The sequence below is a fragment of the Variovorax sp. OV329 genome, assembly GCF_900114785.1.
In the GTDB taxonomy this organism is placed as follows: domain Bacteria; phylum Pseudomonadota; class Gammaproteobacteria; order Burkholderiales; family Burkholderiaceae_C; genus Variovorax.
Map to the genome: position 1 here is coordinate 33,703 of NZ_FOUG01000012.1, position 20,376 is coordinate 54,078.

Below are 20,376 nucleotides of genomic sequence, written 5' to 3' on the forward strand. Positions count from 1 at the left end.
AACAAGAGGGAGAAGTCATGCGCATCAGAAGACTACGCGCGCCCAGGCATTCGATGCTTTACCTGTGCCTGCTCGCCGGCTTTGCGTCGGCCCAGGCGCCACAGCTGCCCGGGCAGCAGAAGCCACTGTCGGAGCCGGCCGCGCCGGCCAGCGGATCCAACTTCAACGAAGAGTTCCTGCGAATGGGCGGTGACCAGCCCCACGCCGATCTCTCGCTGTTCGCTTTCGGCAACCAGGTGATGCCAGGCGAGTACGTCGTGGACGTCATGGTCAACCAGAACGCCTTCGGCAAGAGCAGCGTCCGCTTCGACGCGAAAGAGGGAAAGCGCGACGCCGTCCCCTGTCTCACGCGGGAGTTGCTCGATTCCTGGGGCGTCAACGTGCAGGTCTTTCCTGCCATCGTGGGCGCGAGCGCCGACGCGTGCATCGACCTGCCGGCCGTCATTCCGGACGCAGCTGTCAGCTTTGTGGCCGACAAGCAGCGCCTGAACGTGAGCATTCCGCAGGCGGCGTTCCGTCGCTCTGCACGTGGCGCAGTCGACCCCAGCAAGTGGGATCAGGGCATCACCGCCGCCATGCTCGACTACCAGCTCAACTACGCGCGCTACAGCGGCGGCGGCCTGGTCAACCCCTACAGCGCCGCGGCGCAGCAGCAAAGCGCGTTCGACAACCCCGCCTTCGGCGCGCCGCCGAAGGAACTGGATCGCAACACCTTCTACGCCGGCTTCCGGCTGGGCGCCAACCTGGGCGAATGGCGCTTCCGCCAGTTCTCCAACTACAACCAGACCGCGGACGGCAACGGCCGCTGGCAAGCCATCAACACCTACGTGCAGCGCGATGTGCAGTCCATCCGCGGCCAGCTGCTCATCGGCGACGGCACCACGCCGGGCAACTTCTTCGACAGCATGCAGTTCCGCGGTGTGCAGATCTCGTCCGACGACGCAATGCTGCCCGACAGCCAGCAGGGCTACGCGCCCACGATTCGCGGCGTGGCACAGACCAACGCGCGGGTGACTGTTCGGCAGAACGGCTACATCATCTACAGCACCTTCGTCGCGCCCGGCCCCTTCGTCATCGACGACCTGTACCCCACGGCCTCCAGCGGTGACCTCGAGGTGACGATCACCGAGGCCGACGGGCGGCAGACCCGCTACACACAGGCCTTCTCCGCCGTGCCAACCCTGCTGCGCGAAGGCACCTGGCGCTACTCGGCCACCGGCGGCAAGTACCGCAATGGCTACGGCTCCGGCTTCACCTACAGCACGGGCAACGCGAGCTACGGCTATGGGTCCCCCGTCAACCAGCCGTCCGAGCCGGGCTTCGTGCAAGGCACGCTGGCACGCGGCCTGGGCGACGACTACACGCTGTACGGCGGGTTCATGGGCGCCAACATGTACCAGGCCTTGCTGGCCGGCGTGGGCAAGAACCTGAAGGAATTCGGCGCCGTGTCCATCGACCTGTCGGCGGCGCACACCACGGTCGACAGCATCAACCAGAGCTATAACGGACAGTCGCTGCGCTTCCTGTACGCCAAGTCCTTCATCGACCTGGGCACCAGTTTCCGAATGGCGGGCTACCGCTACTCCACCAGCGGCTACCGCACCTTCCCGGAAGCGGTGCAGATGCAGGCGCTGCAGCCAGACAGTCCCTTCAACAGCCGTCGCAGCGAGGTCCGCTTCGATCTGTCGCAGCAACTCTTCGATTGGGGCAGCGTCTTCGCCTCGGCGCGCCAGCAGAGCTACTGGGGCACCGATCGAAACGACCGATTGGTGCAGCTCGGCTACACGGGCAACTACAAGCAGCTGACCTACAGCATCTTCTACAACTACAGCACCAACCTGTACGCGCCCTCCAATCGCCAGATCTCGGTGTCGCTGTCGATCCCGCTGGGCGACACGCGCGCCAACGCGCAGTACTCGGCCACCAGCGGCAGCAATGGCCTGGTCAACCAGCAGGCCAGCGTCTACGGCTCGACCTTCGATGACAGCCGGCTCACCTACAACGTGACGGCCGGCCATTCGAACCAGACCGGAGAAAACGGCAGCGCGAGTGCCAGCTACCTGTCGCAAGTGGGCCGACTCGACGCCGGCTACTCCGGTGGCCGCAACTACGGCCAGACCACGCTGGGGGTGGCAGGCGGCGTGGTGGTGCACGGCGGCGGCGTCACGCTATCGCAGCCCCTGGGCGAGACCATCGCACTGGTCGAGGCGCCCAAGGCCGCAGGCGTGGGCTTCGATTCGCAGCCGGGTGTGGCGACCGACTGGGCTGGCAATGCCGTCATTCCAAACCTGACGCCGTACCGCACCAACCGCCTGGCGATGCGGACGTCAGACTTGGGCGATACGGTGGAAGTGAAGAACGCCGCCACGGAAATGGTGCCCACGCGCGGCGCCGTGGTGTTCGCGAAGTTCGATACCTCGGTTGGCTATCGGTTGATGATGACCCTGACTGGGTTCAAAGGTGAAGTCCTGCCTTTCGGCGCGCGGATCGAAGACGCCTGGGGGCGTGAGATGGGCATCGTCGGACCGGACGGCCAGGCCTTCGTCTCCGGCGCCGAGGCAGCAGCCAGGCTGAATGTCATCTGGGGCCAAGGTCCGGGTGAACGTTGCACCGTTGCCTACAGCCTGCCGGACGTCGACAAGCCGCCGCCCATCCGAGAAGTAAGTGTGCAATGCGTGGCAGATGTCGCCGCGCACCTTCGGCGAACGCCATGAGCCGACAGCACCTATCGCGTTCAAGCGTCTTGGCGCGGAGGCGCTCGACGCGATCCGGCGACATCAACCGATCAATGGCCGAGATGAGGTTGGAGCGGCAACAAGCGCGGGACGCAGAACCAACAAGGGAGAGAGAAAGATGAATGACAAGAACTGTTCAATGAGACCGCGCGGTGCCTGGGCCGTCGGCAAGCGCATCAAGGTGATCGGGGCCTGGGCCGCCGCGATTCTGCTCGCACTCTCTGCCCAGGGCGCGTGGGCCGCCTGCTTCAAATGGCCGACCCGCCAGATTCAGACGGTGACCGTCAATATGGGGACCGTCTGCGTCAAGGAGACAGACGCGGTAGGGGCGACCATTGCCAGCAGCGAAACCATGCTGGTCAACAGCTTGAACTATTCGCAGCCCTGGTTTCAGTGCTATGGAAGCGGACAGATCAACTTTCAGACCCTCCAGGGCAGCTACATCGAGGGGACGAACAACGTCTTCAATAGCAACGTGCGAGGCATCGGCATCCGCCTGTCGTTCATCACGCCGGGGAACTCAACCTATTTTCCGGGATATGCGCCTTACTCCCAGAACACAACGGTGTACTTTCCCACGGGCACGCTCTTCAAGATCGAACTGGTCAAGACCGAGGCCGCTACTGCCAGCGGCGTACTCGCGCAAGGCTTGTATGCGCAAATTGCAGGCGACGGAGATGGCTCTCCTGCTGTGTCCATCTCCGTGCCCGGCAATGGCGTGACCATCGTATCCCCCACCTGTGCCGTCGATGCGGGCTCCAAATCTCTCAACGTTCCCCTGGGGCAGGTCCCACTCAACGCCTTCAACGGAGCCGGGTCGACGGCCGGCGAGCGCGGTTTCAACATCAAGCTCAATTGCGTCGCAGGACTGAACGCGCAAAGCACAGTCCAGATGCAGTTGGATGGGATTCGCAGTGCTTCCAATCAAGCCGGGGTGGTGAACTTGAGCCCCGACGCTGGTGCGGCCACTGGCGTTGGCATCCAATTGCGCGATGCCTCGAACAATGCAGTCCAGTTCGGCGTGCCTGTGGCAGTGGGGCCGGCGGCGGACCTTAGCTACAGCGTGGCCTACACCGCGCGCTACTACCAAACGGGGCCCAGGGTCACGGCCGGCCCGGCGAACGGAACCGCGACCTTCACCCTCAGCTACAAGTAGGCGGAAACGCGAAGGGCCACGCAAACGGTCCCTTCCGTCGCGTGCACCGAAGCGCCCTGTTCAGACCCCAGCCGCGTGCGCCTGCTGGTCCGCGTGGTAGCTCGAGCGCACCATCGCGCCCACGGCGGCGTGGCTGAAGCCCATCTTGTAGGCCTCTTCCTCGAACATCTTGAAGGTGTCGGGGTGCACGTAGCGGCGCACCGGCAGGTGGCTGTTGCTGGGCGACAGGTACTGGCCGATGGTCAGCATGCCGATGTCGTGCTCGCGCATGTCGCGCATCACCTGCAGGATCTCTTCGTCGGTTTCGCCCAGGCCGACCATGATGCCGCTCTTGGTCGGCACCTTCGGGTGCAGCGCCTTGAACTTCTTGAGCAGGTTCAGGCTGAACTGGTAGTCGCTGCCCGGACGCGCTTCCTTGTACAGGCGGGGCGCGGTCTCCAAGTTGTGGTTCATCACGTCCGGTGGCGCGGCCTTGAGGATTTCAAGCGCGCGGTCGTCGCGACCGCGGAAGTCGGGCACCAGGATCTCGATCTGCGTCAGCGGTGACAGTTCGCGGATGTTGCTGATGCAGTCGACGAAATGCTGGCTGCCGCCGTCGCGCAGGTCGTCGCGGTCCACGCTGGTGATCACCACGTACTTGAGCTTTAGCTTGGCAATGGTCTTGGCCAGGTTCAGCGGCTCGTCCTTGTCCAGCGGGTCGGGCCGGCCGTGGCCGACGTCGCAGAAGGGGCAGCGGCGGGTGCACTTGTCACCCATGATCATGAAGGTGGCCGTGCCCTTGCCGAAGCATTCGCCGATGTTGGGGCAAGAGGCCTCTTCGCACACGGTGTGCAGGTTGCTCTCGCGCAGGATCTGCTTGATCTCGTAGAAGCGGGTGCTGGGGCTGCCGGCCTTGACGCGGATCCACTCGGGCTTCTTGAGCACCTCGCCCTGCACCACCTTCACCGGAATGCGCGACAGCTTGGCAGCGGCCTTCTGCTTGGCCAGCGGGTTGTAGGTGTCTTGGCTTTGCGCGTCGCGGACGACTTCGGAGGTGCTCATGGCGGGTTGGGGACGACTAAGGTTGCAGGAATGCGGACAGCTTGCGGCCCAGCACCTGCGCGGCTTCATCCCAGGTGGTCTGGACCCCGATTGTAGAAAGGTCCACCGTTTTCAGCCCGCTGTAGCCGCAAGGGTTGATCCGATCGAAGGGTTCCAGGTCCATGGCCACGTTCAGCGCCACGCCGTGATAGGTGCAGTGCCGGCTCACCTTGATGCCCAGGGCGGCGATCTTGCCGAGCCCCCGGAAGGGATCGGCCGGATGGACGGGGCCGCTCAGTGCAGCATGTGAAAAAGGATCATCCAGCCGCACGTAGATGCCGGGCGCGCCGCCCACGCGATGGCCGGTGACGCCGAAATGCGCCAGCGTGCGTATCACCGATTCCTCGATGCGAAATACGTACTCCTTGACGTAGTAGCCCGCGCGGCGCAGGTCGAGGAGGGGATAGGCCACCACCTGTCCGGGGCCGTGGTAGGTCACCTGGCCGCCGCGGTCGGTCTGCACCACGGGAATGTCGCCGGGCGCCAGCACGTGGTCGGCCTTGCCGGCCAGTCCCTGGGTGTAGACCGGTGCGTGCTCGCACACCCAGAGTTCGTCGGGCGTGCCTTCGCCGCGTGCGAGCGTGAACTCCCGCATGGCGGCGTAGGTGGCCAGGTAGTCGGCGCGGCCCAGCTGCGAAAGGACCGGGGCCGCCGCCTGTGCCGTGGCGGCCTCGTCGCTCAGAGCACCACCTTCACCATGGGGTGGGAAGACAGCGCGCGGTACAGGTCGTCGAGCTGCTCGCGGCTGGTGGCGGTCACGGTGATGGTCACGCCCAGGTAGTTGCCGGCCTTGCTGTCGCGCAACTCGATCGTGGACGCGTCGAAGCCGGGGTCGAACTGCCTGGCCGTGTGCGTCACGGCGGTGACGAAGCCGTCCACGTTGGCGCCCATCACCTTGATGGGAAACTGCGAGGGGTACTCGATCAGCGAGTCCTTGCGCGCGTCGACGGGGGCCGCGGGCGTGTCGGGGGTGTTGGGCGTGTTCATGGACTCGGCTCCTGCGGTGAATTTGTCAATGGTCGCAGATGGGGGCGAAGCCTGCCTTTCCAACCCGCGCCGCGGGGCTTGGTTGGGCGTCATGTGTTTCTACTTATAATCAATGGCTTTGTGAAATTTGCGGGCTTGCGCTCAGGGTGAGTACACCAATGAAGAATATGCCCCCGGCCTTCGACCGCGAGGAAGAAGAGCTCGAAGAGCGAGAACGCAATTTCAGGCCGCTGAGCGCTGTGGAGGCGCAACAGCTGCGCGAGCGCAGTCCCCAGGTCTCCCCGTGGCGGGTGATCGCAGGACAGATCATTGCAGGCATCCTGGTGGCTCTGGCCGCCTGGGGTCTGACGGGGAAACAAAATTTGGGTTGGTCGGCCGGTTACGGCGCGCTGTCGGTGGTGATCCCCGCGGCCGTCTTCGCCCGCGGACTGACGGGGCGCCTGGCGTCCCTGAACATCAGCACCGCGGTGCTGGCGTTCTTTGTGTGGGAATTGGTCAAGATGGCCTTGACGGTGGCGATGCTCTTCGCTGCCCCCAGGCTGATCTCGGATCTGAGCTGGCCAGCGATGCTGGTGGGCTTGGTGGTGGCAATGCAGGCGTACTGGGCGGCGGTGGTGTTCGCTCCCAGGCGTAAATGATTTTTTGAATTAAGAGTAATCAGATGGCCGCTGAAAACGTTGCAGAACAAGGGCAATCCGCTGGTGAATACATCATTCACCACCTGACTCACTTCCAAAGTGGCAAGCCCTCAGGTATTGCCGACTTCTCCGTTTTCAACCTCGACTCCATCTTCTTCTCGGTCGTCCTGGGCGTGCTGGGCTGCTGGCTGCTCTGGCTGGGTGCCCGCAAGGCCACCTCGGGCGTGCCGGGCCGCTTCCAGGCTGCCGTCGAGATTCTGGTGGAAATGGTCGACAACCAGGCCAAGGGCATCGTCCACAACGCCACCAGCCGCAAGTTCGTGGCGCCGCTCGCGCTCACCGTCTTCGTGTGGATCATCATGCTCAACACGATGGACCTGCTGCCGGTGGACCTGCTGCCCACCCTGTGGGCATGGGCGCACGGCGCCGCCGGCGCCGACCCGCACCACGCCTACCTGCGCGTCGTGCCCACGGCCGACCTGGGTGTCACCATGGGCCTGTCGGTGGCCGTGCTGCTGATCTGCCTGTACTACAACGTCAAGATCAAGGGCCTGGGCGGCTGGATCCACGAGCTGTTCACCGCCCCCTTCGGCAACCACTGGGCGCTGTACCCCTTCAACTTCGCCATGCAGATCATCGAGTTCGTCGCCAAGACGGTCTCGCACGGCATGCGACTGTTCGGCAACATGTATGCCGGTGAACTGATCTTCCTGCTGATCGCCCTCATGGGTGGCGCCTGGACGCTGTCCGCCACCGGCATCCTGCTGGCCATCGGCCACATCATTGCCGGCACCGTCTGGTCGATCTTCCACATCCTGATCATCGTGCTGCAGGCATTCGTGTTCATGATGCTGACCCTGGTCTACATCGGCCAGGCGCACGATCACCACTGATCCCCCGTTTTCGTTTCCCGTTTTCTTTTTTTCTCGTCAACCAAAGTCCCTTAGGAGTCATCATGGAAGTTATCAGCTTTGTTGCCCTGGCCGCCGGCCTGATCATCGGTCTCGGCGCATTCGGCGCTTGCGTCGGCATCGGCATCATGGGCAGCAAGTACCTCGAGTCGGCTGCCCGCCAACCCGAACTGATGGGCGAACTGCAAACCAAGATGTTCCTGCTGGTCGGCCTGATCGACGCTTCGTTCATCATCGGTACCGGTGTGGCCCTGTGGTTCGCCACCGCCAACCCCTTCCTGGCGCAGATCGCCACGCTGGCCAAGTAATACCGGCCCGTTTTCGTCTTCGGACCTGAACGTCCATCCTTCGGGAACATCCTCGGATCCCTTCCCAAAGAGAGGAAAGAAAAGTGAGCATTACCGGTACCCTCATCGTCCAGATGATCGTGTTCCTGATCCTGGTCGGGTTCACGATGAAGTTCGTGTGGCCGCCGATCGCGAAGGCGCTGGATGACCGTGCCCAGAAGATCGCCGACGGCCTGGCCGCCGCCGACAAGGCCAAGGCCGAGTTGAGCGCCGCCAACAAGCGCGTGGAAGTCGAGCTGGGCCAGGCCCGCAACGAGTCCGCACAGCGCCTGGCAGACGCCGAGCGCCGCGCACAGGCGATCATCGAAGAAGCCAAGTCGCGCGCCACGGAAGAAGGCAACAAGATCGTTGCCGCTGCCAAGGCAGAAGCCGACCAGCAGGCCGTCAAGGCCCGCGAAGCGCTTCGCGAGCAGGTCGCGGTGCTGGCCGTCAAGGGTGCAGAGCAGATCCTGCGCAAGGAAGTCAACGCCGGCGTCCACGCCGAGTTGCTCTCGCGCCTGCAGACTGAACTGTAAGAAGCCCGAGGCAAGGACCACCATGGCAGAAATCGCCACCATTGCACGCCCTTATGCGGAAGCGCTGTTCAAGGCGTCCTCGGCCGACCTGAGCGGCACCGCCGCCTGGCTCGACCAGGTTGCGGCGATCGCGGCCAATCCGCAGCTCAAGGCTTTCGCCGACAACCCCAAGGCCAGCGTCGAGCAGGTGCTCGGCGTCATCGCCGGCGTCGCCGGTTCGGCCCTGCCCGCCGCCGCGACCAATTTCCTCACCACGGTGCTGGAAAACGGCCGTTTCGCCGCGCTGCCCGAAGTCGCCAAGCAGTTCCGCGTCCTGGCCAACGCCAGGAGCGGTTCCTCCGATGCGGTGGTGCACAGCGCCTTCCCGATCGGTGCCGACGAACTGGCAAAGCTCGGTGCGACGCTGGAAAAGCGTTTCGGCCGCAAGCTGCAGCTGACGGTCCAGCAGGACCCGTCGCTGATCGGCGGCATCCGCGTGGTGGTGGGCGACGAGGTGCTCGACACCTCCGTCAAGGCTCGCCTCGAACAAATGAAAGTTGCGCTGTCGGCCTGATGGCCGCAGCCCACCCTTGAAAGAAAGAAGGAAAGAGTCATGCAACTCAATCCCGCAGAGATTTCCGAGCTGATCAAGAGCCGCATCGAGGGTCTTGGCGTCAGCGCCAACATCCGCAACGAGGGCACCGTGGTCTCGGTGACCGACGGCATCGTGCGCGTGCACGGCCTGTCCGACGCAATGCAGGGCGAAATGCTGGAGTTCCCGGCCACCGCCGACGGCACCCCCACCTTCGGCCTGGCGCTGAACCTCGAGCGCGACTCGGTCGGCGCCGTGATTCTGGGCGAATACGAGCACATCTCCGAAGGCGACACGGTCAAGTGCACCGGCCGCATCCTGGAAGTGCCCGTGGGCCCCGAGCTCATCGGCCGCGTGGTGAACGCCCTGGGCCAGCCCATCGACGGCAAGGGCCCGATCAACGCCAAGATGACGGACGTGATCGAGAAGGTCGCTCCCGGCGTGATCGCCCGCAAGAGCGTGGACCAGCCGATGCAGTCGGGCCTGAAGTCCATCGACTCGATGGTGCCGATCGGCCGTGGCCAGCGCGAGCTGATCATCGGCGACCGCCAGACCGGCAAGACCGCCGTGGCGATCGACGCGATCATCAACCAGAAGGGTCAGAACATGACCTGCGTGTACGTCGCCATCGGCCAGAAGGCGTCGTCCATCAAGAACGTGGTGCGCTCGCTGGAGCAGGCCGGCGCGATGGAATACACCATCGTCGTGGCTGCGTCGGCTTCCGAGTCGGCTGCCATGCAGTACGTGTCGGCCTACTCGGGCTGCACCATGGGCGAGTACTTCCGCGACCGCGGCCAGGACGCCCTGATCGTCTATGACGACCTGTCCAAGCAGGCCGTGGCCTACCGCCAGGTCTCGCTGCTGCTGCGCCGCCCGCCGGGCCGCGAAGCCTACCCCGGCGACGTGTTCTATCTCCACTCGCGTCTGCTCGAGCGCGCAGCCCGCGTGAACGCCGACTACGTCGAAGCCTTCACCAAGGGTGAAGTCAAGGGCAAGACCGGTTCGCTCACCGCGCTCCCGATCATCGAAACGCAGGCCGGCGACGTGTCCGCCTTCGTGCCGACCAACGTGATCTCGATCACCGACGGCCAGATCTTCCTGGAAACGAACCTGTTCAACGCCGGCATCCGCCCCGCCATCAACGCCGGTATCTCGGTGTCGCGCGTGGGTTCGTCGGCGCAGACCAAGGCCATCAAGGGCCTGTCCGGCGGTATCCGTACCGACCTGGCGCAGTACCGTGAACTGGCTGCCTTCGCGCAGTTCGCCTCCGACCTGGACGAAGCCACCCGCAAGCAGCTGGACCGCGGTGCCCGCGTGACCGAACTGCTCAAGCAGCCCCAGTACAGCCCGCTGCCCATCTCGCTGATGTCGGCTTCGCTGTTCGCGGTGAACAAGGGTTTCATGGACGACCTGGACGTCAAGAAGGTTCTGCCCTTCGAGCACGGCCTGCACCAGTTCCTGAAGTCCAGCCATGGCGCCCTGCTCGAGAAGATCGACCAGGCCAAGGCCATCGACAAGGACGCCGAAGCCGCACTGCTGGACGCCATCACGGCGTTCAAGAAGTCCTTCGCTTAAGTCGGCTGCGCGCAAGGAGTCCAAGGATCACATATGGCAGCTGGCAAGGAAATTCGCGGCAAGATCAAATCGGTGGAGAACACCAAGAAGATCACCAAGGCCATGGAGATGGTCTCGGTCTCCAAGATGCGTAAGGCGCAGGACCGCATGCGCTCGGCTCGCCCCTACAGCGAGCGCATCCGCCACATCGCCGCCAACCTGGGCCGTGCGAACCCCGAGTACACGCACGCGTTCATGAAGGTGAACGAGGCCAAGGCCGTGGGCTTCATCGTCGTGACGAGCGACAAGGGCCTGGCCGGTGGCCTGAACACCAACGTGCTGCGCGCCGTGACGACCAAGATGCGCGAGGCCCAGAACGCGGGCCTGGCCATCGAGACCGTCGCCATCGGCAGCAAGGGGCTGGGCTTTCTCAATCGCGTGGGCGCTCGCGTGGTGGCCCATGTCACCCAGCTGGGCGACACGCCGCACCTCGACAAGCTCATCGGGCCGGTCAAGACCTTGCTCGACGCCTATGCCGAAGGCAAGTTGTCTGCAGTGCACGTGTGCTACACCAAGTTCATCAACACCATCAAGCAAGAGCCGGTGGTGGAGCAGCTGCTGCCCCTGGCGGCGGAGTCGCTCCAGGTGGAGAAGGGTCAGCACTCGTGGGACTACATCTACGAGCCCGACGCGCAAAGCGTGATCGACGAGCTGCTGGTTCGCTACGTGGAGTCGCTGGTCTACCAGGCCGTGGCCGAGAACATGGCGTCCGAGCATTCCGCACGCATGGTGGCCATGAAGGCCGCCACCGACAACGCAGGCAACGTGATCAACGAGCTGAAGCTGGTCTACAACAAGACCCGCCAGGCCGGCATCACCAAGGAGCTGTCGGAAATCGTGTCGGGCGCCGCGGCGGCCACCGGGGCATGAGTCCGAGTACTCGCTAGCCCCTCAACAGATTCAAATATTTACCGGAGCAGAAGATGGCTCAAGAAAATGCAGTTCAAGGCAAGATCGTTCAGTGCATCGGCGCTGTGGTCGACGTGGAATTCCCGCGCGATCGCATGCCGAGGGTGTACGACGCCCTGAAGTACGAAGGCGGTGGCCTGACCCTGGAAGTCCAGCAGCAGCTGGGTGACGGCATCGTGCGCACCATTGCGCTCGGTTCCTCCGACGGTCTGCGTCGCGGCCTGGTCGTGACCAACACCGGCGCTCCCATCACCGTGCCCGTGGGCAAGGCCACGCTGGGCCGCATCATGGACGTGCTGGGCAACCCGATCGACGAGCGCGGCCCGGTCAGCCAGGAGCTGACCGCCCCCATCCACGCCAAGGCACCCGCCTACGACGAGCTGTCGCCGTCGCAGGAGCTGCTGGAAACGGGCATCAAGGTGATCGACCTGGTGTGCCCCTTCGCCAAGGGCGGCAAGGTGGGCCTGTTCGGCGGCGCCGGCGTGGGCAAGACCGTGAACATGATGGAACTCATCAACAACATCGCCAAGGCTCACTCGGGTCTGTCGGTGTTTGCTGGTGTGGGCGAGCGTACCCGCGAGGGCAACGACTTCTATCACGAAATGTCCGACTCCAAGGTCGTGGTTCAGGAGAACCTGCCCGAGTCGAAGGTGGCCATGGTCTACGGCCAGATGAACGAGCCCCCGGGCAACCGTCTGCGCGTGGCCCTGACCGGCCTGACCATCGCCGAGTCCTTCCGCGATGAAGGCCGTGACGTGCTGTTCTTCGTGGACAACATCTACCGCTTCACGCTGGCCGGTACCGAAGTGTCGGCACTGCTGGGCCGCATGCCTTCCGCCGTGGGCTACCAGCCGACGCTGGCCGAGGAAATGGGCCGCCTGCAAGAGCGCATCACCTCGACCAAGGTCGGCTCGATCACCTCGATCCAGGCCGTGTACGTGCCTGCCGACGACTTGACCGACCCGTCGCCCGCCACCACCTTCGCCCACCTGGACTCCACCGTGGTGCTGTCGCGTGACATCGCTTCGCTGGGCATCTACCCCGCCGTGGACCCGCTGGACTCGACCTCGCGCCAGCTGGACCCGCTGGTGGTGGGCGAAGACCACTACAACACGGCTCGCGCCGTGCAGGGCACGCTGCAGCGCTACAAGGAACTGCGCGACATCATCGCCATCCTGGGCATGGACGAACTGGCTCCCGACGACAAGCTGGCCGTGGCCCGTGCGCGCAAGATCCAGCGTTTCCTGTCGCAGCCTTTCCACGTGGCCGAAGTGTTCACCGGCTCGCCCGGCAAGTACGTGCCGCTGGCCGAGACCATCCGCGGCTTCAAGATGATCGTCAATGGCGAGTGCGACCACCTGCCGGAACAAGCGTTCTACATGGTCGGCACCATCGACGAGGCATTCGAGAAGGCCAAGAAGGTCGCCTGAGCGGCGCATACGGGCAGCCCGCGTCGTTGCCGTGCTCGCCGTACTTGTGTACGGCTCCGCGCGGCGCCTAGCGGGCCCTCCCGTCTGCTTGCTCATCCGACCTTCTTCAGACGAAAGGAAAGCTCATGGCAAACACCATTCATGTGGACGTGGTCAGCGCGGAGGAGTCCATCTTCTCCGGCGAGGCCAAGTTCGTCGCGCTGCCCGGTGAAGCCGGCGAGCTCGGCATCTATCCCCGCCACACCCCGCTGATCACCCGCATCCGTCCCGGCGCCGTGCGCATCGAGACGGCCGACGGCGGCGAGGAGTTCGTGTTCGTGGCCGGCGGCATCCTCGAGGTGCAGCCCAACACGGTCACCGTGCTGTCCGACACCGCCATCCGCGGCAAGGACCTGGACGAGGAAAAGGCCAGGGGCGCCAAGCAGGCCGCCGAAGAGGCGCTGAAGAACGCCAAGAGCGACATCGACATCGCGATGGCGCAGTCCGAGCTGGCCGTGATGGCCGCCCAGATCGCCGCGCTGCGCAAGTACCGCGACAAGAAGTGAGGCGCTGCCCGGCCTGGCCGGGTTCGTCTCCAAGTAAAAGCCGCCCCATTGGGCGGCTTTTTTCATTTCCTCTTCTGTCGTCACCCGGCAACTTCGGCCTACATTTAACTGAAGTTAAGCCTTGTCTGGCAAAAGACACCCCCCTAGTATTCGCCTTCGCCCGGCACGCCAGAGGCCGGCGAGAGACGGAGACAAAGACTTGGAGCGCTGGAGCGGCCTCACTGCCGACGAGATGCAAGTGCTGGAGACCACCTTCTGGTCGTCCGGCGGCTCCCGCCATGGCCTGGCCGAGGTGCTGGGCTTCTCCAAGAGCAAGGCCAATGCGCTCATCGCCAACCTGGTCGAACAGGGCCTGCTCGCTGAGCACGGCCTGCAGCAATCCTCCGGCGGCCGGCGGGCCGAGAACCTCAAGTTGAACGGCGCCCTGGGCGTGGTGGTGGGTGTGGACATCGGCGCCACCAGCCTGGACGTGGCGGTGTTGCGGCCCGACCTGAGCGTGATGGCGCAGCATGGCGAGCCGGCCGATGTGCGGCAGGGCCCGGGCGTGGTGCTGGCGCGCGTGCTGGTGCTGATGCGCCAACTGCTGGCGCAGTGCCACCTGACATCCAAGGACGTGCTGGGCATCGGCATCGGCGTGCCCGGGCCGGTCAACTTCGCGGCCGGCCAGCTGGTGAACCCGCCGCTCATGCCGGCCTGGGACAGCTTCTCCATCCGCGACTTCCTGCGCGAGGAATACGCCGCGCCGGTGTTCGTCGACAACGACGTGAACCTGATGGCGCTGGGCGAGCTGTGGCGCCTGCAGCGCTCGCTGACCAACTTCCTCGTGATCAAGGTCGGCACCGGCATCGGCTGCGGCATCGTGTGCCATGGCGAGGTCTACCGCGGCGCCGCCGGTTCGGCCGGCGACGTGGGCCACATCTGCGTGGACCAGGAAGGCCCGCGCTGCCATTGCGGCAACCTCGGCTGCGTCGAGGTCATGGCGGCCGGCCCGGCCATCACCCGCATGGCGACCGAGGCCGCCACCAACGGCGAGAGCGAGGCTCTCGCCAAGGTGCTGCGCGAGCAGGGCCACCTGGAGTCGGTGGACGTGGGCGAGGCCAGCCGCGCCGGCGATGCAGCCGCCAACGCCATCGTGCAGCATGCCGGCAAGCTGATCGGGCAGATGCTGGCCTCGGTGGTCAACTTCTTCAATCCCTCGCACATCTTCATCGGCGGGGGCATCACGCGCATCGGGCCGCTGTTCCTGGCGGCCGTGCGGCAGAGCGTCTACCAGCGCTCGCTCGCCCTGTCGACGCGCCACCTGGAGATCCAGTACACGCCGCTCGGTGCGCAGGGCGGCGTGATCGGCGCCGGCGTGCTGGCGATGCAGGAAAGCCTCAAGGCGCGCGGGGTGGCGCCATGAACTCGATGACGACACCTTCGGCCAAGCGCAGCGTGGCCGTCGAGTTCGACGGCATCGTCAAGGCCTTCGGCCCGGTTCAGGTGCTGCATGGCGTGAGCTTCGCGCTGCAGCCCGGCCATGTGTACGGCCTGCTGGGCGAGAATGGCGCGGGCAAGTCCACGCTGATGAAGATCCTCTCGGGCTACGAGCAGCCCACCGCCGGCACGGTGCGCATCAACGGCGAGGCGCAGAGCTTCGCCGACTCGCGCGCTGCCGAGCAACTGGGCATCGTGCTGATCCACCAGGAGTTCAACCTGGCGGAAGACCTGAGCGTGGCGCAGAACATCTTCCTCGGCCACGAGAAGAAGAAGGGCCTGTGGCTGGACGACCGCAGCATGGAGCGCGAAGCCGCCGAGGCGCTGGCCGAGGTGGGCCTGTCCATCGACCCGCGCACCAAGGTGCGCCGCCTCATCGTGGCCGAGAAGCAGCTGGTGGAAATCGCGAAGGCGCTGGCCCGGCACGCGCGCCTGCTCGTCATGGACGAGCCCACCGCCACGCTCACCCCCGGCGAGACGGAGCGGTTGTTCCAGCTCATTGCCCGGCTACGCGCCGACGGCGTGACCATCGTCTACATCTCGCACAAGCTCGACGAGGTGGAGCGCATCACCGACGAAGTGATCGTGATGCGCGACGGCCGCTTCGTCTCCCGCGCGCACACGCGAGAAATCACGCGCCACCAGATGGCCAACCAGATGGTGGGCCGCGAGATCGCCGACCTCTACCCGCCGCGCGACCCGGTGAACACGTCCCCTGCGCCTGCACTGCAGGTGAAAGGATTCGACGTGCCCGGCTGGGCGCACGAAGCGAGCTTCGAGGTCCGTCCCGGCGAGATCCTGGGCTTCGCCGGCCTAGTGGGCGCGGGCCGCACCGAATTGTTCGAAGGCATCATGGGCCTGCGCCCCGGCAGCGGCGAGATCCGCCTGCACGGCGAGCCGGTGCAGATCCGCAACCCGCGCCAGGCCGCCCACCACGGCCTCACCTACCTGAGCGAAGACCGCAAGGGCAAGGGCCTGCACGTGGACTTCGGCCTACGCGAGAACCTCACGCTGATGGCGCTGGAGCGCTATGCCAGCCCCTGGCTCAAGCCCGAAGGCGAGCGCGCCGCGCTGGCCGGCGCGGTGAAGGAGTTCGGCATCCGCACCGGCTCGCTCGACGTCAAGGCCTCGTCGCTCTCCGGCGGCAACCAGCAGAAGCTGGCGCTGGCCAAGGTGCTGCATCCCAGGCCCCGCGTGGTGGTGCTCGACGAACCCACGCGCGGCGTGGACGTGGGCGCCAAGCGCGACATCTATTTCCTGATCCAGCGCATGGCCCGCGAGGGCCTGGCCGTGATCGTCGTCTCGTCCGAGCTGATGGAGCTGATCGGCCTGTGCCACCGCGTCGCGGTGATGCGCGCGGGCCGCATCGTGGGCACGCTCCATGCCGACCAACTCACCGAAGAGGAGCTCATCGCTCATGCCACCGGAACCGCAACCGTCGCCAGCGCCTGAGTCGCGGCAGCGCGACGCCGCCCAGCACGGCTGGGCCGCGCGCGTGCGCGGCCTCGGCCCCGTCATCGGGCTGGTGCTGCTGTGCATCGCCGGCACGCTGCTCAACGGCGACTTCGCCACCGTCGACAACGCGATGAACGTTCTCACCCGCACGGCCTTCATCGGCATCATCGCGGTGGGCATGTGCTTCGTGATCATCTCCGGCGGCATCGACCTGTCGGTGGGCTCGATGGCGGCGCTCATCGCCGGCAGCGTGATCATGTTCATCAACTGGGCCGGGCCGGCCACGGGTTCGCCGCTGGCGGCGGTGGTGCTGGGCGCGGCGCTCGCGGTGGTGCTGGGCGCCGTGTTCGGGCTGGCGCATGGGCTGCTCATCACCAAGGGCCGCATCGAGCCCTTCATCGTGACGCTGGGCACGCTGGGCATCTTCCGCGCCTACCTCACGTATTTCGCCAACGGCGGCGCACTCACGCTGGACAACGAGTTGTCGGACCTCTACGCACCGGTCTACTACGGCAGCCTGCTGGGCGTGCAGATCCCCGTGTGGATCTTCCTGGTGGTGGCGGTGGTGGGCGGGCTCATCCTCAACCGCACGGCCTACGGCCGCTACGTGCAGGCCATCGGCTCCAACGAGCAGGTGGCGCGCTACGCCGCCGTGAACGTGGACCAGGTGAAGATCCTCACCTACGTGCTGCTGGGCGTGTGCGTGGGCATTGCCACCTTGCTCTACGTGCCGCGCCTGGGTTCCGCATCGCCCACCACGGGCCTCTTGTGGGAGCTGGAAGCCATCGCCGCGGTGATCGTGGGCGGTACCGCGCTCAAGGGTGGCGCGGGCAGCATCACCGGCACGGTGGTGGGCGCCATCCTGCTCTCGGTCATCAGCAACATCCTGAACCTCACCAGCATCATCAGCGTCTACCTGAATGCGGCGGTGCAGGGCTTCGTCATCATCATCGTGGCCTTCCTGCAGCGAGGCCGTAGATGAGTCCGCGTTCCCGGTTCCCGTTCGTACCAACCCACCAAGAGGAGACTTCCCGCATGACACGCTTCACCCGCCGCATCGCACTCACGGCCGTCGCGGCCGCCGCTTTCGCCAGCCTGCCCGCGCTGGCCCAGGAAAAGGTCAACCTCGGGGTCTCGATCCCGGCCGCCACCCACAGCTTCATGGGCGGCATCAACTACTGGGCCAACCAGGCCAAGAAGGACCTGGAGAAGCAGCACAAGGACCTGAAGATCACCATCAAGACGGCCGCCAACGCGCCCGAGCAGGCCAACCAGCTGCAGGACCTGTCGACCGTCACAAAGATCAACGCCCTGGTGGTGTTTCCGTTCGAGTCGGCCGCGCTGACCAAGCCGGTGGCCCAGGTGAAGGCCAAGGGCGCCTACGTGACGGTGGTCGACCGCGGCCTGACCGACACCAGCGCGCAGGACGCCTACGTGGCCGGCGACAACACCGCTTTCGGCAAGATCCCGGCCGAGTACATCGCCAAGCAGCTGGGCGGCAAGGGCAACGTCGTGGCGCTGCGCGGCATCGCCACCACGCTGGACAACGAGCGCATGGACGCCTTCAACGCGGTGCTCAAGAACTACCCGGACATCAAGCTGCTGGACGCCAAGTACGCCAACTGGAACCGCGACGATGCCTTCAAGGTCACGCAGGACTACCTGACGCGCTTCAAGAACATCGACGCCATCTGGGCCGCCGACGACGACATGGCCGTGGGCGTGCTCAAGGCCATCGAGCAGGCCAAGCGCGACGACATCAAGATCGTGTTCGGCGGCGCCGGTGCCAAGGACATGGTCAAGACCATCATGGACGGCAAGGACAAGCGCATCACGGCCGACGTGAGCTACTCGCCCAAGTTCATCTACGACGCCATCAAGCTCACCGCCGAGGCGCGACTGAAGGGCCAGAAGCTGCCCGCGACCACGATCATCCCGTCGGTGCTGATCACTAAGGACAACGCGAAGGACTTCTACCACCCCGATTCGCCGTTCTAAAGTTCTCCCCCAGGCTACCCTCGCTGCGCGAGGTCCGCCAACCCCTTCCGGGGGCGCACCCTGCGGCCCGGCAAAGCCGGTTCCGCGGGTGCTCCCGAACAGCCCGCGCTTCGCGGGGCGGGGCTCCCGGGGACATTGGTTTGATGCACATGTCTGAAACTTCTTCGCGCAAACTGCGCTACGCCATGGTCGGGGGCGGCCAGGGCGCCTTCATCGGCGCGGTGCACCGCCATGCCATCGCGCTGGACGGCCAGGCCGTGCTGGTGGCCGGGGCGCTTTCCTCCACGCCGGACAAGGCGCGCGCCTCGGGGCGCGAGCTGCTGCTGGCGGATGCGCGCAACCATGGGGACTGGCAGGCGCTGCTGGTCGACGAAATGAAGCGCCCAGTGGACGAGCGCATCGACTTCGTCTCCATCGTCACGCCCAATCACGTCCACTTCCCGGTGGCGCAGGCCTTCGTGGAGGCGGGGTTCCACGTGGTGTGCGACAAGCCGCTGGTGCACACGCGCGACCAGGCCGATGCGCTGGTGGCTGCGGTGCAGAAGAAGGGCACGGTCTTCGGCGTGACCTACAACTACACCGGCTACCCCATGGTCCGCCAGGCCCGTGCGATGGTGCAGGCCGGCGAGCTGGGCGAACTGCGCAAGGTGGTGGTCGAATACAACCAGGGCTGGCTGTCCTCGCAGCTGGAGACCACCGGCAACAAGCAGGCTGCGTGGCGCACCGACCCTGAAAAGAGCGGCGCGGCGGGCGCCATCGGCGACATCGGCTCGCATGCGGAGAACCTAGTGGCGACCATCACCGGGCTGAAGATCGAGAGCTTGTGCGCAGACCTCGGGCACATGGTTGCGGGCCGCGCGCTGGACGACGACGCCAGCATGCTGCTTCGCTTCGAAGGCGGCGCGCGCGGCGTGCTCGTGGCCTCGCAGATCAACACCGGGCTGGAGAACGACCTGCGCGTCCGCATCTCCGGCACGCTGGGCACGCTGGAATGGCACCAGGAACAGCCCAGCCTGCTCGTGCACTATCCGCACGACGGCCCGCGCCGCACGCTCACCCGCGGTGCGCCCTGGCTGCACCCGGCGGCGCAGCGGGCGAGCCGCATTCCCGCAGGCCATCCCGAGGGCTTCATCGAGGCCTTCGCCAACATCTACGGCGGCGTGATCGAGGACATCCGCGCCCGCGCCGAGAACCGCGCGGCCGATCTGTTGCTGGCCGACTACCCGCACGTGGAAGACGGCGCGCGCGGCGTGCGCTTCATCGAGCGCACCGTGGCCTCCGCCGCTAGCGCGCAGAAGTGGACGCCTTGGTAGGGCGCTGATCGCGGGCGTCGGACCCGGCACTATGGCGATCGTCCTATTCCCCGGCGGCGCGTTGCGCGGTAGAACGGGCGCCTGAGCATCTGCTCGCCGGAGCCCCGATGAACCGAAGCCTCCACGCCATCGCCTCGCTGCTGCTGACAGGCGGCACCTTCAGTGCTGCCAATGCCGCGCCGCCCGACTACCCGCCGCGCAAGCCCGGGCTGTGGGAGATGAAGATGTCGCAGCCCGACGCACCCGAGGGCAAGCCGCACGTGGTGCAGCAGTGCATCGACGCACGCACCGATGCCGCCATGCGCGAGATGGGCGGCGGCGCGAGCCGGCAGGCCTGCTCCAGGCAGGACACGCGCAAGGAGGGCGGCAAGATCGTGGTCGACTCGGTGTGCCAGATGGGCGCCACCACGCTCACCAGCCATTCCGAGGTCAGCGGCGACTTCGGCAGCAGCTACCGGATGGAATCGCACACCACCTACGACCCGCCCATGGCCGGCCGCGCCAAGGGAAGCGCGGTCATGGAGGCGAAATGGCTGGGGCCCTGCAAGGCGGGCCAGAAGCCGGGTGACATGGTCATGCCCGACGGCCGCACCATGAACTTCATGGACATGAAGCCCATCCCGAAGAAGAAGTAGGCCCCGGCCCACAGCGGCTGGCGGCGCATGGCGCCGCGCGCGGCTGCTGCAGCCACTAGCA

Annotated in this window: 20 protein-coding genes; 17 read left to right on the top strand and 3 right to left on the bottom strand. The window is 65.8% G+C overall.

Annotated elements, in window-relative coordinates; translation table 11 throughout:
• Positions 1-17: 17 nt before the first annotated feature.
• Together BM345_RS19385 and BM345_RS19390 are read left to right on the top strand one after the other, a co-directional pair.
• A complete protein-coding gene (locus tag BM345_RS19385) occupies positions 18-2,714 on the top strand; it encodes a fimbria/pilus outer membrane usher protein (protein ID WP_254789820.1) in 2,697 nt (898 codons plus the stop codon).
• A 139-nt stretch (positions 2,715-2,853) separates the two neighbouring features.
• A complete protein-coding gene (locus BM345_RS19390; protein ID WP_175545075.1) occupies positions 2,854-3,891 on the top strand; it encodes a fimbrial protein in 1,038 nt (345 codons plus the stop codon).
• A gap of 60 nt (positions 3,892-3,951) precedes the next feature.
• Here BM345_RS19390 and lipA read toward each other — a convergent pair whose 3' ends face one another.
• From lipA to BM345_RS19405, 3 genes are read right to left on the bottom strand one after another with little or no spacing between them, the layout of a single operon-like run.
• Positions 3,952-4,932 carry a lipoyl synthase gene (gene lipA / locus BM345_RS19395; RefSeq protein ID WP_093382289.1) on the bottom strand — a complete coding sequence of 327 codons (981 nt, stop codon included), beginning with the start codon at positions 4,930-4,932 and terminating at the stop codon, positions 3,952-3,954.
• 16 nt (positions 4,933-4,948) lie between these two features.
• On the bottom strand, positions 4,949-5,602 hold the full coding sequence (gene lipB, locus BM345_RS19400; protein WP_302847585.1) for a lipoyl(octanoyl) transferase LipB: 654 nt from the start codon (positions 5,600-5,602) through the stop codon (positions 4,949-4,951).
• Positions 5,603-5,649: 47 nt separating this feature from the next.
• Positions 5,650-5,958, bottom strand: coding sequence for a YbeD family protein (locus BM345_RS19405; RefSeq protein WP_093382294.1), 309 nt, complete (start codon positions 5,956-5,958; stop codon positions 5,650-5,652).
• A 167-nt stretch (positions 5,959-6,125) separates the two neighbouring features.
• Between BM345_RS19405 and BM345_RS19410 the strand changes: the two genes are divergently transcribed.
• The 15 genes from BM345_RS19410 to BM345_RS19480 all read left to right on the top strand — a co-directional run bounded on the left by BM345_RS19410 (position 6,126) and on the right by BM345_RS19480 (position 20,315).
• Positions 6,126-6,596 (top strand): ATP synthase subunit I, encoded by a 471-nt coding sequence (locus BM345_RS19410; RefSeq protein ID WP_254789836.1) that lies wholly within the window; start codon positions 6,126-6,128, stop codon positions 6,594-6,596.
• 23 nt (positions 6,597-6,619) lie between these two features.
• Positions 6,620-7,489, top strand: a complete 870-nt coding sequence (gene atpB / locus BM345_RS19415; RefSeq protein WP_093382300.1) for a F0F1 ATP synthase subunit A — start codon at positions 6,620-6,622, stop codon at positions 7,487-7,489.
• 59 nt (positions 7,490-7,548) lie between these two features.
• On the top strand, positions 7,549-7,815 hold the full coding sequence (atpE, locus tag BM345_RS19420; RefSeq protein WP_093382302.1) for a F0F1 ATP synthase subunit C: 267 nt from the start codon (positions 7,549-7,551) through the stop codon (positions 7,813-7,815).
• 83 nt (positions 7,816-7,898) lie between these two features.
• Positions 7,899-8,369, top strand: a complete 471-nt coding sequence (locus BM345_RS19425) for a F0F1 ATP synthase subunit B (RefSeq protein ID WP_093382305.1) — start codon at positions 7,899-7,901, stop codon at positions 8,367-8,369.
• Between the two features lie 22 nt (positions 8,370-8,391).
• Positions 8,392-8,922 carry a F0F1 ATP synthase subunit delta gene (locus BM345_RS19430; protein WP_093382307.1) on the top strand — a complete coding sequence of 177 codons (531 nt, stop codon included), beginning with the start codon at positions 8,392-8,394 and terminating at the stop codon, positions 8,920-8,922.
• Between the two features lie 39 nt (positions 8,923-8,961).
• A complete protein-coding gene (atpA, locus tag BM345_RS19435; RefSeq protein ID WP_093382310.1) occupies positions 8,962-10,515 on the top strand; it encodes a F0F1 ATP synthase subunit alpha in 1,554 nt (517 codons plus the stop codon).
• Positions 10,516-10,548: 33 nt separating this feature from the next.
• Positions 10,549-11,424, top strand: a complete 876-nt coding sequence (gene atpG, locus BM345_RS19440; RefSeq protein WP_093382313.1) for a F0F1 ATP synthase subunit gamma — start codon at positions 10,549-10,551, stop codon at positions 11,422-11,424.
• Positions 11,425-11,477: 53 nt separating this feature from the next.
• Positions 11,478-12,893 carry a F0F1 ATP synthase subunit beta gene (atpD, locus tag BM345_RS19445; protein WP_093382315.1) on the top strand — a complete coding sequence of 472 codons (1,416 nt, stop codon included), beginning with the start codon at positions 11,478-11,480 and terminating at the stop codon, positions 12,891-12,893.
• A 125-nt stretch (positions 12,894-13,018) separates the two neighbouring features.
• Entirely contained in the window at positions 13,019-13,438 is a 420-nt protein-coding gene (locus tag BM345_RS19450) for a F0F1 ATP synthase subunit epsilon (protein WP_093382318.1), read from the top strand.
• A 232-nt stretch (positions 13,439-13,670) separates the two neighbouring features.
• Complete coding sequence (locus BM345_RS19455; RefSeq protein ID WP_093382654.1) at positions 13,671-14,840, top strand: ROK family protein; 1,170 nt, start codon at positions 13,671-13,673, stop codon at positions 14,838-14,840.
• Entirely contained in the window at positions 14,837-16,366 is a 1,530-nt protein-coding gene (locus tag BM345_RS19460) for a sugar ABC transporter ATP-binding protein (RefSeq protein WP_175545076.1), read from the top strand. Before BM345_RS19455 ends, BM345_RS19460 begins: the two co-directional genes overlap by 4 nt.
• Positions 16,332-17,351 carry an ABC transporter permease gene (locus BM345_RS19465; RefSeq protein ID WP_093382320.1) on the top strand — a complete coding sequence of 340 codons (1,020 nt, stop codon included), beginning with the start codon at positions 16,332-16,334 and terminating at the stop codon, positions 17,349-17,351. Before BM345_RS19460 ends, BM345_RS19465 begins: the two co-directional genes overlap by 35 nt.
• 53 nt (positions 17,352-17,404) lie before the next feature.
• Positions 17,405-18,367, top strand: a complete 963-nt coding sequence (locus tag BM345_RS19470) for a substrate-binding domain-containing protein (RefSeq protein WP_093382323.1) — start codon at positions 17,405-17,407, stop codon at positions 18,365-18,367.
• Positions 18,368-18,516: 149 nt separating this feature from the next.
• Positions 18,517-19,680 (top strand): Gfo/Idh/MocA family protein, encoded by a 1,164-nt coding sequence (locus BM345_RS19475; protein WP_093382325.1) that lies wholly within the window; start codon positions 18,517-18,519, stop codon positions 19,678-19,680.
• 107 nt (positions 19,681-19,787) lie between these two features.
• Positions 19,788-20,315: a DUF3617 domain-containing protein gene (locus BM345_RS19480; protein WP_093382328.1), complete on the top strand. Its 528-nt coding sequence runs from the start codon at positions 19,788-19,790 to the stop codon at positions 20,313-20,315.
• Positions 20,316-20,376: the final 61 nt, after the last annotated feature.

Coding starts and splice junctions, on each gene's coding strand:
- BM345_RS19385 (WP_254789820.1), top strand. CDS start 18: ATGCGCATCAGAAGACTACGCGCGCCCAGGCATTCGATGCTTTACCTG.
- BM345_RS19390 (WP_175545075.1), top strand. CDS start 2,854: ATGAATGACAAGAACTGTTCAATGAGACCGCGCGGTGCCTGGGCCGTC.
- lipA (WP_093382289.1), bottom strand. CDS start 4,932: ATGAGCACCTCCGAAGTCGTCCGCGACGCGCAAAGCCAAGACACCTAC.
- BM345_RS19405 (WP_093382294.1), bottom strand. CDS start 5,958: ATGAACACGCCCAACACCCCCGACACGCCCGCGGCCCCCGTCGACGCG.
- BM345_RS19410 (WP_254789836.1), top strand. CDS start 6,126: ATGCCCCCGGCCTTCGACCGCGAGGAAGAAGAGCTCGAAGAGCGAGAA.
- atpB (WP_093382300.1), top strand. CDS start 6,620: ATGGCCGCTGAAAACGTTGCAGAACAAGGGCAATCCGCTGGTGAATAC.
- BM345_RS19430 (WP_093382307.1), top strand. CDS start 8,392: ATGGCAGAAATCGCCACCATTGCACGCCCTTATGCGGAAGCGCTGTTC.
- atpA (WP_093382310.1), top strand. CDS start 8,962: ATGCAACTCAATCCCGCAGAGATTTCCGAGCTGATCAAGAGCCGCATC.
- atpG (WP_093382313.1), top strand. CDS start 10,549: ATGGCAGCTGGCAAGGAAATTCGCGGCAAGATCAAATCGGTGGAGAAC.
- atpD (WP_093382315.1), top strand. CDS start 11,478: ATGGCTCAAGAAAATGCAGTTCAAGGCAAGATCGTTCAGTGCATCGGC.
- BM345_RS19450 (WP_093382318.1), top strand. CDS start 13,019: ATGGCAAACACCATTCATGTGGACGTGGTCAGCGCGGAGGAGTCCATC.
- BM345_RS19455 (WP_093382654.1), top strand. CDS start 13,671: ATGCAAGTGCTGGAGACCACCTTCTGGTCGTCCGGCGGCTCCCGCCAT.
- BM345_RS19460 (WP_175545076.1), top strand. CDS start 14,837: ATGAACTCGATGACGACACCTTCGGCCAAGCGCAGCGTGGCCGTCGAG.
- BM345_RS19465 (WP_093382320.1), top strand. CDS start 16,332: ATGCCACCGGAACCGCAACCGTCGCCAGCGCCTGAGTCGCGGCAGCGC.
- BM345_RS19470 (WP_093382323.1), top strand. CDS start 17,405: ATGACACGCTTCACCCGCCGCATCGCACTCACGGCCGTCGCGGCCGCC.
- BM345_RS19475 (WP_093382325.1), top strand. CDS start 18,517: ATGTCTGAAACTTCTTCGCGCAAACTGCGCTACGCCATGGTCGGGGGC.
- BM345_RS19480 (WP_093382328.1), top strand. CDS start 19,788: ATGAACCGAAGCCTCCACGCCATCGCCTCGCTGCTGCTGACAGGCGGC.